The sequence below is a fragment of the Massilia sp. CFBP9012 genome (genome assembly GCF_034045115.1).
In the GTDB taxonomy this organism is placed as follows: Bacteria; Pseudomonadota; Gammaproteobacteria; order Burkholderiales; family Burkholderiaceae_D; genus Telluria.
The window spans coordinates 215,966-232,526 of the sequence record NZ_JAXCWM010000006.1 but is presented as its reverse complement, the minus strand read 5'-3'; the positions used below and the strand labels follow the sequence as shown (position 1 = coordinate 232,526).

Annotated in this window: 17 protein-coding genes; 13 read left to right on the top strand and 4 right to left on the bottom strand. The window is 63.7% G+C overall.

Annotation, left to right across the window (positions count from 1 at the left end; translation table 11 throughout):
- The first annotated feature begins 1 nt into the window (after position 1).
- From SOM61_RS11990 to SOM61_RS11980, 3 genes are read left to right on the top strand one after another with little or no spacing between them, the layout of a single operon-like run.
- Positions 2-1,018, top strand: a complete 1,017-nt coding sequence (locus SOM61_RS11990; protein ID WP_414674978.1) for a DNA polymerase III subunit delta' — start codon at positions 2-4, stop codon at positions 1,016-1,018.
- 10 nt (positions 1,019-1,028) lie between these two features.
- Positions 1,029-1,406 carry a PilZ domain-containing protein gene (locus SOM61_RS11985; RefSeq protein ID WP_320474309.1) on the top strand — a complete coding sequence of 126 codons (378 nt, stop codon included), beginning with the start codon at positions 1,029-1,031 and terminating at the stop codon, positions 1,404-1,406.
- Positions 1,407-1,423: 17 nt separating this feature from the next.
- Positions 1,424-1,945, top strand: coding sequence for a GNAT family N-acetyltransferase (locus SOM61_RS11980; RefSeq protein WP_320474308.1), 522 nt, complete (start codon positions 1,424-1,426; stop codon positions 1,943-1,945).
- A 50-nt stretch (positions 1,946-1,995) separates the two neighbouring features.
- Here the strand turns inward: SOM61_RS11980 and SOM61_RS11975 are convergent, their stop codons facing one another.
- Positions 1,996-2,964: an IS1595 family transposase gene (locus SOM61_RS11975; protein WP_320474307.1), complete on the bottom strand. Its 969-nt coding sequence runs from the start codon at positions 2,962-2,964 to the stop codon at positions 1,996-1,998.
- Positions 2,965-3,108: 144 nt separating this feature from the next.
- The gene (locus SOM61_RS11970; RefSeq protein WP_320474306.1) at positions 3,109-3,606 is read right to left on the bottom strand and encodes a hypothetical protein; all 498 of its coding nucleotides are present in this window, start codon (positions 3,604-3,606) and stop codon (positions 3,109-3,111) included.
- Positions 3,607-3,815: 209 nt separating this feature from the next.
- On the opposite strand from SOM61_RS11970, the gene SOM61_RS11965 reads away from it, so the two are divergent.
- The 8 genes from SOM61_RS11965 (at position 3,816) to SOM61_RS11930 (ending at position 9,725) form a co-directional block, all read left to right on the top strand.
- Entirely contained in the window at positions 3,816-4,598 is a 783-nt protein-coding gene (locus SOM61_RS11965; protein ID WP_320474305.1) for a TatD family hydrolase, read from the top strand.
- Positions 4,599-4,601: 3 nt separating this feature from the next.
- Entirely contained in the window at positions 4,602-5,264 is a 663-nt protein-coding gene (locus SOM61_RS11960; RefSeq protein ID WP_320474304.1) for an ankyrin repeat domain-containing protein, read from the top strand.
- A gap of 127 nt (positions 5,265-5,391) precedes the next feature.
- The gene (locus SOM61_RS11955; RefSeq protein WP_320474303.1) at positions 5,392-6,321 is read left to right on the top strand and encodes a class I SAM-dependent methyltransferase; all 930 of its coding nucleotides are present in this window, start codon (positions 5,392-5,394) and stop codon (positions 6,319-6,321) included.
- A 249-nt stretch (positions 6,322-6,570) separates the two neighbouring features.
- Entirely contained in the window at positions 6,571-6,771 is a 201-nt protein-coding gene (locus SOM61_RS11950) for a hypothetical protein (protein ID WP_320474302.1), read from the top strand.
- A gap of 121 nt (positions 6,772-6,892) precedes the next feature.
- Entirely contained in the window at positions 6,893-7,120 is a 228-nt protein-coding gene (locus SOM61_RS11945; protein WP_320474301.1) for a DUF6139 family protein, read from the top strand.
- Between the two features lie 179 nt (positions 7,121-7,299).
- A complete protein-coding gene (lpxO, locus tag SOM61_RS11940) occupies positions 7,300-8,199 on the top strand; it encodes a lipid A hydroxylase LpxO (protein ID WP_320474300.1) in 900 nt (299 codons plus the stop codon).
- 122 nt (positions 8,200-8,321) lie between these two features.
- Positions 8,322-8,921, top strand: a complete 600-nt coding sequence (gene wrbA, locus SOM61_RS11935) for an NAD(P)H:quinone oxidoreductase (RefSeq protein WP_208277466.1) — start codon at positions 8,322-8,324, stop codon at positions 8,919-8,921.
- A 105-nt stretch (positions 8,922-9,026) separates the two neighbouring features.
- The gene (locus SOM61_RS11930) at positions 9,027-9,725 is read left to right on the top strand and encodes a glutathione S-transferase N-terminal domain-containing protein (RefSeq protein WP_320474299.1); all 699 of its coding nucleotides are present in this window, start codon (positions 9,027-9,029) and stop codon (positions 9,723-9,725) included.
- 12 nt (positions 9,726-9,737) lie between these two features.
- On the opposite strand, the gene SOM61_RS11925 is transcribed toward SOM61_RS11930, so the two are convergent.
- Together SOM61_RS11925 and SOM61_RS11920 are read right to left on the bottom strand one after the other, a co-directional pair.
- On the bottom strand, positions 9,738-10,475 hold the full coding sequence (locus SOM61_RS11925) for an SDR family oxidoreductase (protein ID WP_320474298.1): 738 nt from the start codon (positions 10,473-10,475) through the stop codon (positions 9,738-9,740).
- Between the two features lie 282 nt (positions 10,476-10,757).
- Positions 10,758-12,743: a peptidase U32 family protein gene (locus SOM61_RS11920; protein ID WP_320474297.1), complete on the bottom strand. Its 1,986-nt coding sequence runs from the start codon at positions 12,741-12,743 to the stop codon at positions 10,758-10,760.
- Between the two features lie 142 nt (positions 12,744-12,885).
- Between SOM61_RS11920 and SOM61_RS11915 the strand changes: the two genes are divergently transcribed.
- Positions 12,886-15,189 carry an FAD-dependent oxidoreductase gene (locus SOM61_RS11915; protein ID WP_320474296.1) on the top strand — a complete coding sequence of 768 codons (2,304 nt, stop codon included), beginning with the start codon at positions 12,886-12,888 and terminating at the stop codon, positions 15,187-15,189.
- Between the two features lie 131 nt (positions 15,190-15,320).
- A complete protein-coding gene (locus SOM61_RS11910) occupies positions 15,321-16,424 on the top strand; it encodes a LacI family DNA-binding transcriptional regulator (protein WP_320474295.1) in 1,104 nt (367 codons plus the stop codon).
- Positions 16,425-16,561 lie beyond the last annotated feature (137 nt).

Here is a 16,561-nt window from a genome sequence, read left to right as displayed (position 1 = left end):
GATGTACCCGTGGCAAGGGGCCGCCTGGTCCCAGCTGCAGCAGATGCGCGCGCGCATGCCGCACGCGATCCTGTTCCATGGCCCGGCCGGCACCGGCAAGGCCGATTTTATCGAGGGTTTTGCCCAGGCCCTGCTGTGCGAGAGCCCGCAACCTGACGGCCATGCCTGCGGCACCTGCGCGTCCTGCGGCTGGTTCGTGCAGCACAACCACCCGGATTATCGCCGCGTGCGGCCGGAGGTATTCGAAGACGAGCTGCCCGCCGACGGCGAGGACGGCGAGGCGGGCGCCAAGTCGAAATCGGCCAAGGCGCCGTCGAAAGAGATCAAGATCGAGCAGATCCGCAACCTGTCGGATTTCATGAACATCTCGACCCACCGCCAGGGCTTGCGGGTGGTGGTGCTGTACCCGGCCGAGGCGCTGAACATGCCGGCGTCGAATGCGCTGCTCAAGACGCTGGAAGAACCGCCGCCCGGCACCGTGTTCCTGCTGTCCTCCAACAGCATCGACCGCCTGCTGCCGACGATCCTGTCGCGTTGCCGCAAGTTCGCGCTGCCGACGCCGTCGCATGCCGAGGCCCTGGCCTGGCTCAAGGAGCAGGGCGTGCCGGACGCCGACAGCTGGCTGCGCGAGCAGGGTGGGGCGCCGCTGGCGGCCCTGGCCGAGTCGACCAGCGGCAGCCGTGAGGACATGGAGGCGTTGCTGCATTTCCTGGCCCGGCCGGCGCCGGACTCCGCGCTGCGCGCCGCCGAGAAGCTGGCCAAGGCCGAGCTGCCGGCCCTGGTGTCGTGGACCCAGCGCTGGCTGTACGATGTGTTTTCGTACAAATTGTCGGGCAATATCCGCTACTACCCGCGTTACCAGAAGGAACTGGCGGCGCTGGCCGGCCGCGTCCAAACGCCTGGCCTGCTGCGCGTGATCAAGGCCGTGAACGAGCGGCGGGCTGTGGCGGATCATCCTTTGTCGGCAAAATTGTTTGTCGAAGATATGCTGCTTGAGTACACTGCTTGCTGCACATGAAAGGACCACGATGAGCGTCACCCAGCCAGAGACGAACGCAGCCCAGGCCCCGCGGCCTTCGGTGCTGTCGCTGGCGATCAAGGAAAAGGCGGCGCTGTACGCGGCTTACATGCCGTTCCTCAAGAACGGCGGCATGTTCGTGCCCACCAACAAACCTTATAAAATCGGCGACGAGATCTACCTGATCCTGGCGCTGATGGAGGACCCTAACAAATACCCGATCGCCGGCACCGTGGCCTGGATCACCCCGAGCGGCGCCAATAACAACAAGGCGCAAGGCATCGGCGTGCATTTCCCGGCCGACGAGGCGGGACAGCGCGCCAAGGCCCGTATCGAAGAGATTCTTGGCGCGGCGCTGCGGTCGTCGCGCGCAACCCATACCCTGTAACCACCACCTTTCGTTTCATGCCATCCTACGTCCATCGCCTGGCTCGACGCGATGACCTGCCGGTCATCGTCGATATCTACAATTCCACCGTCGCTTCGCGCGAAGTTACTGCCGATACCGCACCAATTACGGTCGAGTCGCGCGTGGGCTGGTTCAATGACCATACGCCCGATCGGCGTCCGCTGTGGGTGATTCACGATGCCGAGGACAAGAGCGAGCAGCCGGAAGTGCTGGGCTGGCTGTCGTATTCGAATTTCTATGGTCGTCCGGCCTATTCGGGTACGGCTGAGGTGTCGATCTATATCGCCGAAAGCGCGCGCGGCAAGGGACTGGGGCGTTATTGCCTGGAATTGGCGATGGCGTTCGCACCCGAGGTCAAGGTGCATACCTTGCTAGGGTTCATTTTTGGTCATAACCAGCCTAGCCTGGCGCTATTCCGCAAATACGGGTTCGAGACGTGGGCAAATTTCCCGCGCGTGGCCAATCTCGACGGGATCGAGCGCGACCTGATTATTCTGGGCAAGCGCGTCGCAGACTGATGTAAAAAGAGCGGCATACATACCGCTCTTTTTTCTTGGCGCTGTCATCGTTACCTGTTGATGACCCCGAGTGCAATCCGCAGCAATTGCTCGACAGAAGTGACTCGCCCGCCATCAAGCGCCCAATGCCAGCCCAGGTAGTTGGGCAGCCGGCGCGACGCTACGCCGTGGAAGCGCGCCAGCCATTCCTTGAAGCGCCGGTGATACGCATTCACATTTTGAACATGGATCGCGCCTTCTACACCGTTGCGGACGCGTTCGCCGACGCTGAGATTGACGGGCTGGTGGGCGATACCATGGGCACGGGCGAAGGCGGGATAGGCTGCGTTGGCATCGGTGACCAGCAGCGCCTGGGGATCGAGTTTCGGCAGCAAGTACTTGACCAGCTGGGCCACCTTCAAGGCGCCGCGTCCGGTCACGGCGTCGAGGGTTTGTCCGCTGCGGTCGCGTGCCACCAGGATACAGTCGAGGTGATGCGAAATCCCGCGTAGGGACGCCCTGCCGCCACGCCTGCGCGGCTGGCGATCGAGCTTGCGTGCCCCTTTCTGCGATTCGAGCAGGAACGTTTCGTCGGCCTCGACGATGCCGACCAGGCGCTCGGGCCGGTCGTCCTTGACCCGGTCGAGAAAGCGATGGCGCCAGCGAAACGTCGTGTTCGGGTGCACGCCGAGCCGCTTGGCCGAAGAGCGGACTGTTCGGGAATCGAGCACTGTGTCCAGATAATCGAGCCACTTGCCCTTGTGCCTGAGCCGCGCTAGCGGCGTACCTGTCAGGTCGTTGAAAGTGCGGCCGCACGCGCAACAGCGAAAGCGTTGCAGGTCGTTGGCATGGCCATGGCGGTGGCAACGCTCGCAGGCGCAATCCGGGCAACAACGCCCCTTTGACCGAATCTCGTCGATGAGGGCGACCACCCGGTCGAGCCCAGCAGCTGGATGCAGGGCGGCGAGCACCTGCTGACGCTGAGGCTGGTTCAGCAGCGCCAGCTGGGCGAATAACTCATCAAACTCCGGCGTTTTCATGGCGCGCTCCCGATCGATGGCGACCGGGATTGGACCGCGGGTCAGCCCAGCAGTTCAATCCTCATCCATATCTAACGGGTACAGCGCCTTTTTCTTTGGGCCGTTACAACGCTGTGTCAGCGCAGCCTGGCGCTGTTTCAGCGATCACTTCGGCTTGTAGGAAACGCGACCCGATAACGCAATCGTGCCGGCGCCGGTGGACAGGTCTTCGGTGCCGCTCAAATAGCCGCCGCCGGTTGCGCGAGAATAGGTGCCGGAGCCGCCGGTGATGGTGAAGGTGCCGCCGTTCATGACGTAGGCAGTGCCTTCGCCGGTGGGAACGAACTGGCCACCGTAGTTAGCGAAGATCTGGTCGCCGTTCGGAAACAGCAGGATGAACTTGCCGTTGCTGAAGGTGAATGTGGTGCCAGATTGGGCGAAGCAATCTCCGCCGACGAACGCGACTGGCGTTCCGTCGGCAGTCTCACCGTGGCCGGCAAGCTTGCCGCCGAGGGTGGACGCACATTGCGGCGCGGGACCGACTTTTTCATTGAATACGCCTTTGACTTCAAGCGCCCTGGCCACGGTCGGGCCGGCCGAGGCCGAGAACGAAGCGGCCATCAGGACGAGGCTGGGCAGAAGGCGGAGTGATACAGTTTTCATCGCAATATTTCTTCGGTTGTTAAAAAATTGATATGGCACATACTAAGATAAGTGAAGAATTTTGTTGCGCGCACGATTCGATCTTTTTACGTTGTTGCAAGTTATCCACGTTTTCCGCATGCACCGCCGTCTCCCCGGATGGAGAGTGAAGCAACTGTCTGCTAGTGGCCTGCATGGCGCTCCCCGCCGCCTGGCTTTACAATGACAGGATGTACATCGATTCCCATTGCCACATCAATTTCCCGGAATTGGCAGCCCGCATGCCCGAAGTCCTGGCCAAGATGGCCGAGAACAAGGTGACGCACGCCCTGTGCGTGTCGGTCGACCTGCCTGACTTCCCGCAAGTGCTCGCCCTGGCCGAGCAGCATCCCCACATTTTCGCGTCGGTCGGCGTCCACCCCGACTATGAAGACACCCCGGAGCCGACCGTGCAGCAGCTGGTCGAGCTGGCCAGCCACCCGAAGATCGTCGCCATCGGCGAGACCGGCCTGGATTACTACCGGCTCGAAGGCGACCTGGAATGGCAGCGCGAGCGCTTCCGCGTGCACATCCGGGCTTCGCGCGAAACCCGCAAGCCCCTGATCATCCACACCCGCGCCGCCAGCGAGGACACGATCCGCCTGATGAAGGAAGAGGGCGCCGGCACTGACGCCGGTGGCGTCGCCGGAGTCATGCACTGCTTTACCGAATCGCTGGCCGTGGCCGAGGCCGCCATGGCCCAGGGCTTCTATATCTCGTTCTCGGGCATCGTCACGTTCAAGAGCGCCAAGGAATTGCAGGCGGTGGCGCAAGCCGTGCCGCTCGAGCGCATGCTGATCGAAACCGATTCGCCATATCTCGCGCCAGTGCCTTTCCGCGGCAGGATGAACGAGCCGGGCTATGTGGCCCACGTGGCCGAGTACATCGCCACGCTCAAGGGCGTCTCGCTGCGCGAGGTTGCCGACCGCACCAGCGAGAATTTCTTCAACTTGTTCCAGACCGCCAGGAGCTGACACGTGCCGATCCGCCGCTTGCTTGCCACCAGTTTGCTGTTTGCCGCAATCGCCGGCGCCCACGCCGCCGAACCGCCCACGCCGCAGCAGGTGAGTTCCTTCTTCCGCGCCGTGCAGATGGATGACGCCAGTACGGTGCGCAAAATGGTCGGCGCGGTCGTCAATGCCAACGAACTGAATCCCCTGGGCGGCGAGCCGGCCCTGGTGCTGGCGATCCGCGAAGGTTCGCGCGAGGTGATCCTTGAACTGCTGCGCCATCCGGGCACCGACCTCGAGCGCAAGGCGGTCAATGGCAATACGGCGCTGATGATGGCCGCCTTCAAGCGCGACGAAGAAGTCGTCCGCGCGCTGCTGAAAAAAGGTGCCAAGGTCAATCAACCAGGTTGGACCGCGCTCCACTATGCCGCCGCCAGTGGCGACGACAAGATCGCGCAATTGCTGATCGAGCACGGCGCCAAGCTCGACGCCGTGTCGCCGCGCGCCAGCGGCGCCTTCACGCCGCTGATGATGGCGGCGCGTGAAGGGATGGATGCGACGGCGCGACTGCTGGTCGCCCGTGGCGCCAACACCAGTCTGAAAAACACCGAGGGCCTGACGGCGGCCCAGATCGCCAAGCAGGCGGGGCGCGAACAACTGGCCAAGGAATTGGCGGCTGCGCGGCGCTGATCCCGCCCGCGTCACAATTCGATCCTGAATTGGACGGTAAAACGCGCTTAGCTCGACCAATTGCGCAAGGGCAATGGTATCCATAATGCTTCTACGGTCAAACGACCACCGATTACCAAGGATACTCATGCTCAACGAACGCGAAATCGAAAGCTGCTACCTGGGGCAGTTCATTCCAGTCCACTACCATCACAATATGCTGATGGACCAGAACCGGATGCACAGCTTCAAGAATGCCATCCACTATTCCGTGTTCCCCGGCGCGAAAGTGCTGGAGCTGGGTGGCGGCACCGGTGTGCTTTCCTTCTTCGCGGCCCAGAGCGCTTCGAAAGTGTATTGCGTCGAGTTCAATCCGGACATGGTGCAGGAGGCGCGCCGCTTCCTGGCAATGAACCCCAATGGCCACAAGGTCGAGGTGGTGCACGCCGACGCCTTCGACTACCTTCCGCCGGAACCGGTCGATGTCGTGATCTGCGAAATGATCCACGTCGGCATGCTGCGCGAAAAACAGGTTGAGGTGATCGAATCGTTCAAGCGCCGCTACCTGGCCAAATTCGGTGGCCCGCTGCCGCTGTTCATGCCGGAAGCCGTGATCATGGCGGTCCAGCCGATCCAGCAAGCGTATGACTTCGATGGCTTCTACGCCCCGATCGTCCAGTTCCAGGAAACCGGTGTGGTCCAGCCAGGCACGGTCGAGCTGGCCCAGCCCGCCGTCTACAGCATTCTCGACTTCAGCCAGCCGGTCGACAGCCTGATCGCCTGGGAAGGCTCGATGCTGGTGGAGCAGGGCGGTACCCTGAACGCGATGCGTTTCGTGACCAAGAACGTGCTGGCCATCGTGCAGGAGCAGGCGACCACGATCGATTGGCTCAATCACTATATGACGCTGCCGCTGTACCGTCCGGTCGAGGTGAAGGCAGGCGACCTGCTGCGCATGTCGTTCGCCTACCGTGCGGGCGGTTCGATTCCGTCGCTGCAGGCGTCGATCAAGGTCGAGGTCGTCAGTCCGCAGGAGTCGTACGTTCCTGCCGAGCAGGAAACCGCGGCCATCGCCTGACTCCCGAAACGATCAACGTCGTCCCCGCGCAGGCGGGGACCCAAGTTTTAAGCGCGCCACTTACAGATACCGATGTGGCTGTGCTGGCAGCCTTGGGTCCCCGCCTTCGCGGGGACGACGTATTTCGAAGCAGCGATTTACGCACGCTCTACCGTTCGTCCCATCATTCCCCCCGTTTATCGCACGGCACTGGCCCGGTCGCCTCTTTCGGCCTACATTCACCATGATGCTTCTTCATGGAGAAAGACGATGCTGAGTTTCCTGGTATGGTTGGTGCTGCTGTTCCTTTGCTGGCCAATCGCGCTGCTTGCCCTGCTGCTGTATCCTGTGGTGTGGCTGTTGTTACTGCCGTTCCGCCTGCTTGGCATCGGCGTCGATGCCGTGTTCAGCCTGCTGCGCGCGATCGTCATGCTGCCCGCGCGCGTGCTCGGCTACAATCCGGCGCGCTGACGAGCCTGCTTAAGTCTTCGGCAGAATGTTCGGCAGATAACAGACTATGGCCACTTGATCTTCTACTATGGAGCTGCGCGCTTTCATCCGGAAAGCGCGCATTGAATAGAGGAAAATGACTATGCGCCTGGATATTTACCGCAGAGCCGAACACGACGGCAAGTTTTCGTACCTGGCCGTGCCCGAAGCCAAGAACATCCCCGAAGAAGCCACCAATACCGATTGGGAGATCGAAGCCCGTGCCTTCGAGGTCGACGACAGCGCCGACCAGATCGAGGATTTCGACATCGATAACCTCAACGGCCAGATCGCCGAAAAAGGGTATGCGATGACGTCGGTGCTGCACTAACATTTTCCTGGCGGTCTAGCCACCGCCACCGCCGGCGGGCGGGCCATTCGGCCCGTGTGCCGGCGTTATCCTCTCTCCCCAGCGAGTCGGCAGGGCCGTCACGGCCCAGTAGCCGATGTGGTATCCTGCGTCCTTGATCAAGGGAGTCAGCCGCTTGCATGGCTGCGATGGAGGATGTGATGAAGTGGGTCGTGGTGGGTTTCTATATTCTGTCTATCCTGCACATCCATTTCCGCGGGCGCGTGCGCCTGCCGTTCCGTCGCCAGATCTTCGATCATTCGTCGTTCATGGCGCCCATCAATATCTTCATGCACAAGTTCTCGAAGGTGGCGAACACGCCCTTCATTCCGGTGAGCGAGTTTCCTGAACTGGCGCGCCTGCAAGAGAACTGGCCGATCATCCGCGCCGAAGCCGAGAACCTGCTCGCGCTCAAGAAGATCAAGGCCGCCGAGCAGAACGACGATGCCGGCTTCAATTCCTTCTTCAAGAATGGCTGGAAGCGCTTCTACCTCAAGTGGTATGACGCCAGCCATCCCTCGGCCGAGCGCCTGTGCCCGCAAACCTATGCGCTGCTGCAATCGATCCCCTCGGTCAAGGCGGCGATGTTCGCCGAGCTGCCGCCGGGCGGCAAGCTCAATCCGCACCGCGACCCGTTCGCCGGCTCGATGCGCTACCACCTGGGCCTGGCCACGCCGAACGACGACCGCTGCTTCATCGACGTCGATGGCGAGCGCCACAGCTGGCGCGACGGCGAGGGCGTCGTGTTCGACGAAACCTATATCCACTGGGCGATCAACGGCAGCGAGAGCGACCGCGTGATCCTGTTCTGCGACGTCGAGCGCCCGATGCGCTACCGCTGGATGCAGGCCTTCAACCGCTGGTTCGGCCGCACCGTGATGACCGCCGCCGCCTCTCCGAATGAAACTGGCGACCAGGTCGGCCTGGTGAGCAAGCTGTTCCGCATTTCCTTCTATGCCGGCCAGTATCGCCGCCGCTTCAAGGCCTGGAACAAGACCGCCTACAACATCACCCGCGTGGCGCTGGTCATCGCGCTGGCCGCCTTCATCTACTGGATCTGATCCGACTTAAGGCCTAGTGCGCGAGAGGCGCCTCGCCTGCACAATCCCTGTGTTCCCGAAAACGGACATTCGGCCATTGTCGCTACAATGGCCGTCCTGAATCCCACACATGGAGGAAGTCGATGGCAAAAGTACTGGTTCTGTATTACTCGTCGTATGGCCACATCGAGACGATGGCAAACGCTGTCGCCGAAGGCGCGCGCAGCACGGGCGCGACGGTCGACGTCAAGCGGGTTCCTGAAACCGTCCCCGAGGACGTCGCCAAGGGCGCCCACTTCAAGCTCGAGCAGGCCGCGCCAGTCGCCACTGTTGCCGAGCTGGAGCACTACGATGCCATCATCGTCGGCGCGCCGACCCGCTACGGCCGCATGCCGGGCCAGATGGCGGCCTTCCTCGATCAGACCGGCAGCCTGTGGGCGCGCGGCGCCCTGAACGGCAAGGTGGGCGGCGCCTTCACTTCCACCGCCACCCAGCACGGCGGCCAGGAAGCGACGCTGTTCTCGATCATCACCAACCTGCTGCACTTCGGCATGACCATCGTCGGCCTGCCGTACAGCTACCAGGAACAGATGACGCTGGACGAGATCGTCGGCGGCAGCCCTTACGGCGCCACCACCATCGCCGGTGGACAAGGCCAGCGCCAGCCGAGCGAGAAGGACCTGGGCGGCGCCCGCCACCAGGGTGAACTTATTGCCAAGACCGCCAACAAGCTGTTCGGCTGATCCACGCGCTGCTGCCCGCTGCTGGCAAGTGCGCAGCGGGCATATTGAATCTTTGGTATCTTGGCACTCTGCCGCCGCGGCGGTTCTTCAAGAGGCGCCAACGACATGACCACGCTTTCCGATTTTCCCATCACCAAAAAATGGCCGGCCGTACATCCCGACCGGCTGCAGCTGTACTCGATGCCCACCCCGAACGGCGTCAAGGTCCCGATCATGCTCGAAGAGATCGGCCTGCCGTACGAGGTGCACAAGGTCGACTTCGCCAAGGATGAGCAAAACTCGCCGGCCTTCCTGTCGCTGAACCCGAACAACAAGATTCCCGCCATCCTCGATCCGGACGGCCCCGATGGGCAGCCGCTGGCGCTGTTCGAATCGGGCGCGATCCTGCTCTACCTGGCCGAGAAAAGCGGCAAGCTCATCCCAAGCGACGCGGCAGGACGCTACCGTGTCATCCAGTGGGTGATGTTCCAGATCGGTGGGGTGGGACCGATGTTTGGCCAGCTCGGCTTCTTCGTCAAGTTCGCCGGCAAGGACTACGAAGACAAGCGCCCGCGTGACCGCTACGTGGCCGAATCGCGCCGGCTACTCGGCGTGATCGACGCCCAGCTGGCGCAGCATACCTGGATCGCGGGCAACGACTTCACCATTGCCGACATCGCGGTATTCCCCTGGATTAATGGCTTGCTGAACTTCTACGAGGCGGAGGACCTGATCGGCGCCGAAGACTTCGGCAATGTGAGGGACGCGCTGGATCGTTTCCTGGCGCGGCCCTCGGTCAGGAAGGGACTCAAGATCCCGTCCTGATGTCGCCGTGGATCAGTAGGGGCTGGACGTCGGCCGCACGATCATCTCGCTGACGTCGACATCCGCCGGCTGCTCGATGGCGAAGGCGATGGCGCGCGCGATCGCTTCCGGCTTGATGGCGCCCTTGCGGAATTCGCGCATCGTGTCGCGCGCCAGCGGGTCCGAGATCGAATCGGCCAGTTCGGACTCTACCACGCCAGGCGAGACCAGGGTCACGCGGATGTCGCCGCCCACTTCCTGGCGCAGGCCCTCGGTGATGGCCGCCACCGCGAACTTGGTGGCGCAGTAGACGGCGGCCGTCGGGCTGACGGCATATGCGCCGATCGAGGCGATATTGATGAACTGGCCGCTGCGGCGCGCCTGCATTCCCGGCAACACGGTAGCGATCCCGTGCAGCACGCCGCGGATATTCACGTCGATCATGCGGTTCCATTCGTCGATCTTGAGTGCATCGAGCTTTGAGAGCGGCATCACGCCCGCATTGTTGATCAGCACGTCGACCTGGCCATGGCGCTCGATGGCGAAGTCGACGAATTCACGCATGCTCTCCAGGCTCGTCACGTCGAGCTGGGCAACGTCGGCCTTGCCGCCGGCTTCGCGGATATCGGCCGCCAGCGCCACCAGGCGTTCGGTGCGGCGTGCGCCGAGCACCACGCGGTGGCCGAGCGCCGCAAGATGGCGGGCGGTGGCTTCGCCGATGCCGCTGCTGGCGCCGGTGATCAGGACGACTTTGGACAGTTGGTCTTTCATGGTGGGCTCCGTTGTGTGGTTGGACAGTGGAGCCAGTATGGACGCGGACGCGCACGCCGCCCATGCCGAAAAATCGCGGCGGATTGCACAATAGTCCGGAATTGAGAACGGCGCCTGTGGGCCATTTGCCGTCAACTTATGAGCAGACCCGTCGTCGTTCCCGCGCAGGCGGGAACCTAAGTTTTGCAAGCGTTTCGACTACGTCGAGGACTTAGGTTCCCGCCTTCGCGGGAACGACGCTTCTACGCTAACTCGAGCGCATACCCTGCGACATGCAGCCGCTCAGGTCTTCGGCGCTTGATCGCGCGGACGCTGGCGATGGAAGGTCAACGGGGTGTAAGCCACATTCGACGGCGGCGGCGATTTCAGGATATTCGTCTTCATGGCGCCCACCACGTGCATCTCGCACGGCTTGCAATCGAAACGCAGCGTGTATTTCTCGTCGCCGCTGACCAGCGTCATCGGCTCGGCCTTCACCTGTCCTTGCACGCCTTGCACGCCCTTGGCCTGTTTCGGGCACAGGTTGAACGAGAAGCGCAGGCAGTGCTTGGTGATCATCAGCGACACTTCGCCGGCTTCCTCGTGCGCCTCATACGCCGCGTCGATCAGCTGCACACCGTGCTTGTGGTAGAAGGCGCGCGCCTTTTCGTTGTAGACGTTGGCCAGGTAGCTGAGCTGCGTGTCCGGGTAGACGGGTGGCGGTTGCACCGACGCCTTGCGCTGCGGGCGCTCCCAGGCCGCCAGGCGCGCCGCTTCGTGCGCCGCGATGGCGTCGCGGCGCAGGGCATTGATGGCGGCGCTCGGCACGAACCACGGCTGGCTCAGCTGCAGGGCGACGTGGCCGGCCTCGAACATCGTGTTGCCCAGCTTTGCCAGGCTGGCGCGCAGCCCGGCGTCGGCCTGGGCCGCCTGCTGGGCCGGCTGCAGTTCGAGCATGGCCTCGGCACCGGAGGCGATGCCGTCCTCGTCGACGACGTCCAGGCGCAGGCCGCCAGGCACTTCGCTCAGGATCAGGTCGACCGCCACCTTGCGCTCGGACGATTTTTTATTGAGCGTGGCTTCCCACTGGTGGTCGCGGTTGCGGTGGATGACGGTGCCCACCTTCAGTCCGGTCAGGGACTGCATCGGCTCGTTGGGGAATACGCGCCAGCGCTGGCCGTCGGCTTCCTCGCCCAGCTTCTGGGCGAGGTTGGCCTGGATGCCGCAGGTGTCGCGCTTGTTCATGTAGTTCAGGCCGTCGCCGTTGGCCATCGGCGCCGAGGTGACGATGTCGAAGCTGTCGCCGTTCAGGCGCGCCACGATGCCCAGTTCCACGCCCACGTACTTCGGAGAGTCGAAGGCGCCGATGTCCGTCAGGCGGCCCTGGGCGAAGTATTCGGTGTGGCCGCGGTGGAAATTCTTGTCGACGTCGGGCGTAAACATCACGCGGGTGCGGCCACTGGCGGCGCGCGCGAACTCCGGACGGCGCTCGAGCAGCTCGTCCAGCAGCAGGCGGTAGTTGGCCGTGATGTTCTTGACGTAGCCCATGTCCTTGTAGCGGCCCTCGATCTTGAACGAGCGGATGCCGGCATCGACCAGCGCTTCCAGGTTGCGGCTCTGGTCGTTGTCCTTCATCGACAGCAGGTGCTTGTCGAAGGCGACCACGCGGCCCTGGCCGTCGGAGAGGGTGTAGGGCAGGCGGCAGGCTTGCGAGCAATCGCCGCGGTTGGCCGAGCGGCCGGTGTCGGCGTGCGAGATATAGCACTGGCCCGAATAGGCCACGCACAGCGCGCCGTGCACGAAGTATTCGAGTGGGGTGTCGGTGGCGGCGTGGATCTTGCGGATCTGGTCGACCGTCAGCTCGCGCGCCAGCACCAGCTGCGAGAAGCCGACGTCGCCCAGGAATTTCGCTTTCTCGGCGCCGCGGATGTCGCACTGGGTGCTGGCGTGCAGCTGGATCGGCGGCAGGTCGAGTTCGAGCAGGCCCAGGTCCTGGATGATCAGCGCATCGACGCCGGCCTCGTACAGCTGCCAGATCTGCTTGCGGGCAAGCTCGAGTTCACTGTCGTGCATAATCGTGTTCATGGTCACGAAGATGCGTGCGCGGTAGCCGTGGGCAAACCGCACCAGCGCGGCGATGTCTTCAAGCGGATTACTCGCGTTGTGGCGCGCCCCAAAGGCCGGGCCGCCAATGTACACGGCGTCGGCGCCATGGAGGATCGCTTCGCGGCCGATCTCGGCGGTTTTGGCGGGCGAAAGCAATTCGAGCTCGTGGGCAAGCAGTGACATGGTGTTTCCTTTGGGGCGAAGGACGAAATTATAGCGATATGAGGCGCTGGCGTCATGTCCGGCGTCGCGCAATGGCGCACAGCGGCGCACGCTGCAGCAGTGGCGTGGTCCAATCGGCAACGAACTGAGAAGGGAGTGATCGATGGTACAAGTACGGCAACCCGAAGTCGAGGCAGGCGACGGACCCACCCGCCATGCGAGTTACCTGCTGCTGGGCGGCGGCCTGGCCGCCGCAACAGCGGCCGAAGCCCTGCGCCAGGAGGGCGCCGAAGGCGCGATCGTCATGGTGGCCGACGAACGCGATCCGCCGTATCACCGACCGCAATTGTCGACCCGCTTCCTGACATTACCCGAGGTCCCGCCGCTGGCGACCGTGTTTCCGGAAGGGTTTATTCACGATAAGGAAATCACGCTCCTGTCCGGCGTGCGCGCGCTGGGCATCGACACCGCCCGGCGCATCGTGCGCACCGATCATGCGGGCGCCATTGCCTACGACAAGCTCCTGATCGCCACTGGCGTACGACCGATGCGCCTCGACGTGCCCGGCGCGCGGCTGCCCGGGATCCACTACCTGCGTACGGCCAGCGAAGCGCGTACCTTGCGCGGGGCGATGGAGGGGGCGCGCACGGCAGTGGTGGTGGGAGCCGGTTTCATCGCGCTCGAGATGGCAGCCGCGTTTGCCCAGCAGGGGATGCGGGTGACGCTGCTGGCGCGCCACGGCCAGCTGTTCGACAAGCTGCACGACCGCGGCATCAGCAACTACCTGCGCGCGCTGTATGCCGGCCAGGGCGTGGAGATCCTGGCCGACTCGGTCGCCGCCTTCCACGGCGACAAGCGCGTCGAGATGGTCGTGACCGAGGGCGGCTTGCGCTTGCCGTGCGATCTGGTCGGCGTCGGCATCGGCGTCGCGCCCGAGCTCGGCTGGCTGGAAGGCAGCGGCCTGGCGCTGGGCGATGGTATTTGCGTCGACCAGCATCTGCAGACGTCGGACCAGGCGGTTTGGGCGGCGGGTGATATCGCCAACTTCGACGATCCCGTGTTCAAGCTGCGCCACCGCATCGAGCATTGGGATAATGCGGTCAAGCAGGGACGGCTGGTGGCGCGAAATATGCTCGGCATGCGGCTGCGCTACGACGAGGTGTCGTACTTTTCGTGCGAGCTCTTCGGCCAGGCCTTCCAGGTCGTGGGCCATCCTGAGGCCGGCCACGAGCATGCGCGCCTGGGCCAGCCTGAGAGCGGTTCATGGGGATGCCTGTACCTGGACCACGAAGTGCCGCGCGCCCTGTTCTCGACTGGACGTCCGGCTGCCGAGACGCGCGCGGTCGAATCGCTGATCCGCTACCGCACCAACATCGGCTGGGCCTGCAAACGCCTGCATGAGCCCGCGTTTTCCATCACCGACATCCCGAGCCAGACGGCGCTGATCCTGCAGGGCGGCGGGGCTCTGGGGGCCTTTGAGTGCGGCGTGGCCCAGGCGATGGAGGAGGCTGGCGTCCACCCCGACATCGTGGCCGGGGTCTCGATCGGCGCTTTCAACGGCGTCATCATCGCGGCCAACCCGGGCAATGCGGCGGGCGCACTGAGGGACTTCTGGCGCCGGCTGTCGCTGGACATGCCGCAACTGGCCGACGCGCTGGTCGACGACCGCGCACGCCGCCTGCTCGGCTCGTGGCAGACACTGGCCTTCGGCGTACCGGCCTTCTTCAAGCCGCGCTGGGCCGGGCTGCCGTTTACCGCCGAACCACCCATGAACTGGACCAGCTTCTACGATCCGGCACCGGTCAAGGAGTTATTAGAACGCCACGTCGATTTCGCCGCCCTCAAGTCGAGCTCGGTGCGCCTGCTGGTCAGTGCCGTCAATGTCGAAACCTCGCGCCTGGAAGTGTTCGACAGCTATGTCGACGACCTGACGCCCGAGCATATCCTGGCCAGCGGTAGCCTGCCGCCGGGCTTTCCGTGGACGACGATCAAAGGCCAGCACTACTGGGACGGCGGGATCATCAGCAATTCGCCGCTGGAGATGCTGCTCGAACGTTCGGGCACGGCACGCAAGCGCATCTTTATCGTCGACCTGTTTCCCGACACCCGCCCCTTGCCGACCAGCCTGATGGAAGTGCTGGGCAGGCGCGACGAAATCGTGTTCGCCGAACGCATCCGGCGCGATAGTGTGGAGGCGGGGCTGGTGCGCGACTTCCACAAGCTGGTCGAGAGCATCCTGAGCCATGCCAGCACCCCGGCCCAGGCCGACAGGGTGCGCGAGTGGCCGACTTATATCCAGCTGATGGGCGACCGCGATGCGCCACCGGACATCACGCGCATCGTGCGCAAGGGGAGTGACTGCGAATCAGCATCGAGGGATTACGATTTTTCGGCGACCTCGATCTCCCGTCATATGGAAGAGGGGTATGCCGCCGCGCGAGATGCGCTGTCGGCTCGGAAGAAATAAGGCATTGATGAACGATCGTGGATGTTAGCGCAAACGCATAAGCTGGCACGGTGGATGTCGCCTCCGACGGCGGCGAGTCAGGTGTGCTAACATCGTACAACATTGCCATCTATTAAAGAAACATTTCCGATATGAACAAAGCAAGTATCGAGGCCATCCGAGAATCGATGGAGCCCGGCAAACCCACCATGGTGGACGTTGCCAAGCTCGCCGGGGTGTCCGCGATGACTGTTTCACGCGTCATGAATGGCAAAAGCCTGGTGCGCGAGAGCACCCGCCGCAAAGTAGCCGAAGCGGTCGCGGCGCTCAACTACACACCGAACCAGGAAGCGCGCAACCTCGCTGGCTCCAAGCCGATCCGGATCGGCTTTTTGTACAGCAACCCGAGTGCCGCCTACCTGAGCGAATTCCTCGTCGGCCTGCTCAACCAGTCCGGCCTGAACAACGTCCAGCTGTTCGTCGAGAAGTGCGAAGCCGGCAATCACGAGATCGAGCATACCCAGCGCCTGATCAATAACGGCCTGGATGGCGTGATCCTGCCGCCGCCGCTGTGCGACAGCGTGGCCGTGCTCGAGTGCGTGGCCAAGGCGGGGATTCCGGCCGTGGTCGTGGCCTGCGGCTCGCCGGCGCCGAGCGTCGGCGCGGTCAGCATCGACGACTACGAAGCGGCCCGCTACATGGCGCGTCACCTGATCGCGCTGGGCCACCAGCGCATCGGCTTCATCGTCGGCCATCCGAACCAGACCGCCAGCGCGCGCCGCCTGGATGGATACCGCAAGGCGATCGCCGAAAAGGGCGCCGACTCCTCCGACGAGCTGGTGGTGCAGGGCATGTTCACCTATCGCTCGGGCCTGGACGCGGCCGAGCAGCTGCTGGCCCTGCAGGATCGGCCGACGGCGATCTTTGCCAGCAACGACGATATGGCGGCCGCCACGGTGGCGGTCGCGCACCGCCTGGGCCTGGACGTGCCGGGCGACCTGACCGTCACCGGCTTCGACGATACGGCTCTCGCCACCACGATCTGGCCCGAACTGACGACCGTGCGCCAGCCGATCGCCGGCATGGCGCGCGAGGCGGTGCAGGCGCTGGTGCGCCGCGTGCGCGCGCTACGCGAAGACGAACCGGCCGAGCCGGAACAGACCCACATGGACTTCGAGCTGGTGCGCCGCCAGTCCGATGCCGCCCCCCGCATCCGCCCGCCGGCACGCCTGCCTTCGGTCGCGAAAGCGCGCTGATCGCCGGCGCCTGCGTACGCCGAACGGCGTGCGCATCCGGCAAATCCGGTCGCTATGAAATCCATTTCAATAATTCGTTGACAACCGTCGAAGGCCCCCATTAGACTGGGATGATTGCGCTAACAGTCCTGTTAAAG

Coding starts and splice junctions, on each gene's coding strand:
- SOM61_RS11990 (WP_414674978.1), top strand. CDS start 2: ATGTACCCGTGGCAAGGGGCCGCCTGGTCCCAGCTGCAGCAGATGCGC.
- SOM61_RS11985 (WP_320474309.1), top strand. CDS start 1,029: ATGAGCGTCACCCAGCCAGAGACGAACGCAGCCCAGGCCCCGCGGCCT.
- SOM61_RS11980 (WP_320474308.1), top strand. CDS start 1,424: ATGCCATCCTACGTCCATCGCCTGGCTCGACGCGATGACCTGCCGGTC.
- SOM61_RS11975 (WP_320474307.1), bottom strand. CDS start 2,964: ATGAAAACGCCGGAGTTTGATGAGTTATTCGCCCAGCTGGCGCTGCTG.
- SOM61_RS11970 (WP_320474306.1), bottom strand. CDS start 3,606: ATGAAAACTGTATCACTCCGCCTTCTGCCCAGCCTCGTCCTGATGGCC.
- SOM61_RS11965 (WP_320474305.1), top strand. CDS start 3,816: ATGTACATCGATTCCCATTGCCACATCAATTTCCCGGAATTGGCAGCC.
- SOM61_RS11955 (WP_320474303.1), top strand. CDS start 5,392: ATGCTCAACGAACGCGAAATCGAAAGCTGCTACCTGGGGCAGTTCATT.
- SOM61_RS11950 (WP_320474302.1), top strand. CDS start 6,571: ATGCTGAGTTTCCTGGTATGGTTGGTGCTGCTGTTCCTTTGCTGGCCA.
- SOM61_RS11945 (WP_320474301.1), top strand. CDS start 6,893: ATGCGCCTGGATATTTACCGCAGAGCCGAACACGACGGCAAGTTTTCG.
- lpxO (WP_320474300.1), top strand. CDS start 7,300: ATGAAGTGGGTCGTGGTGGGTTTCTATATTCTGTCTATCCTGCACATC.
- wrbA (WP_208277466.1), top strand. CDS start 8,322: ATGGCAAAAGTACTGGTTCTGTATTACTCGTCGTATGGCCACATCGAG.
- SOM61_RS11930 (WP_320474299.1), top strand. CDS start 9,027: ATGACCACGCTTTCCGATTTTCCCATCACCAAAAAATGGCCGGCCGTA.
- SOM61_RS11925 (WP_320474298.1), bottom strand. CDS start 10,475: ATGAAAGACCAACTGTCCAAAGTCGTCCTGATCACCGGCGCCAGCAGC.
- SOM61_RS11920 (WP_320474297.1), bottom strand. CDS start 12,743: ATGTCACTGCTTGCCCACGAGCTCGAATTGCTTTCGCCCGCCAAAACC.
- SOM61_RS11915 (WP_320474296.1), top strand. CDS start 12,886: ATGGTACAAGTACGGCAACCCGAAGTCGAGGCAGGCGACGGACCCACC.
- SOM61_RS11910 (WP_320474295.1), top strand. CDS start 15,321: ATGAACAAAGCAAGTATCGAGGCCATCCGAGAATCGATGGAGCCCGGC.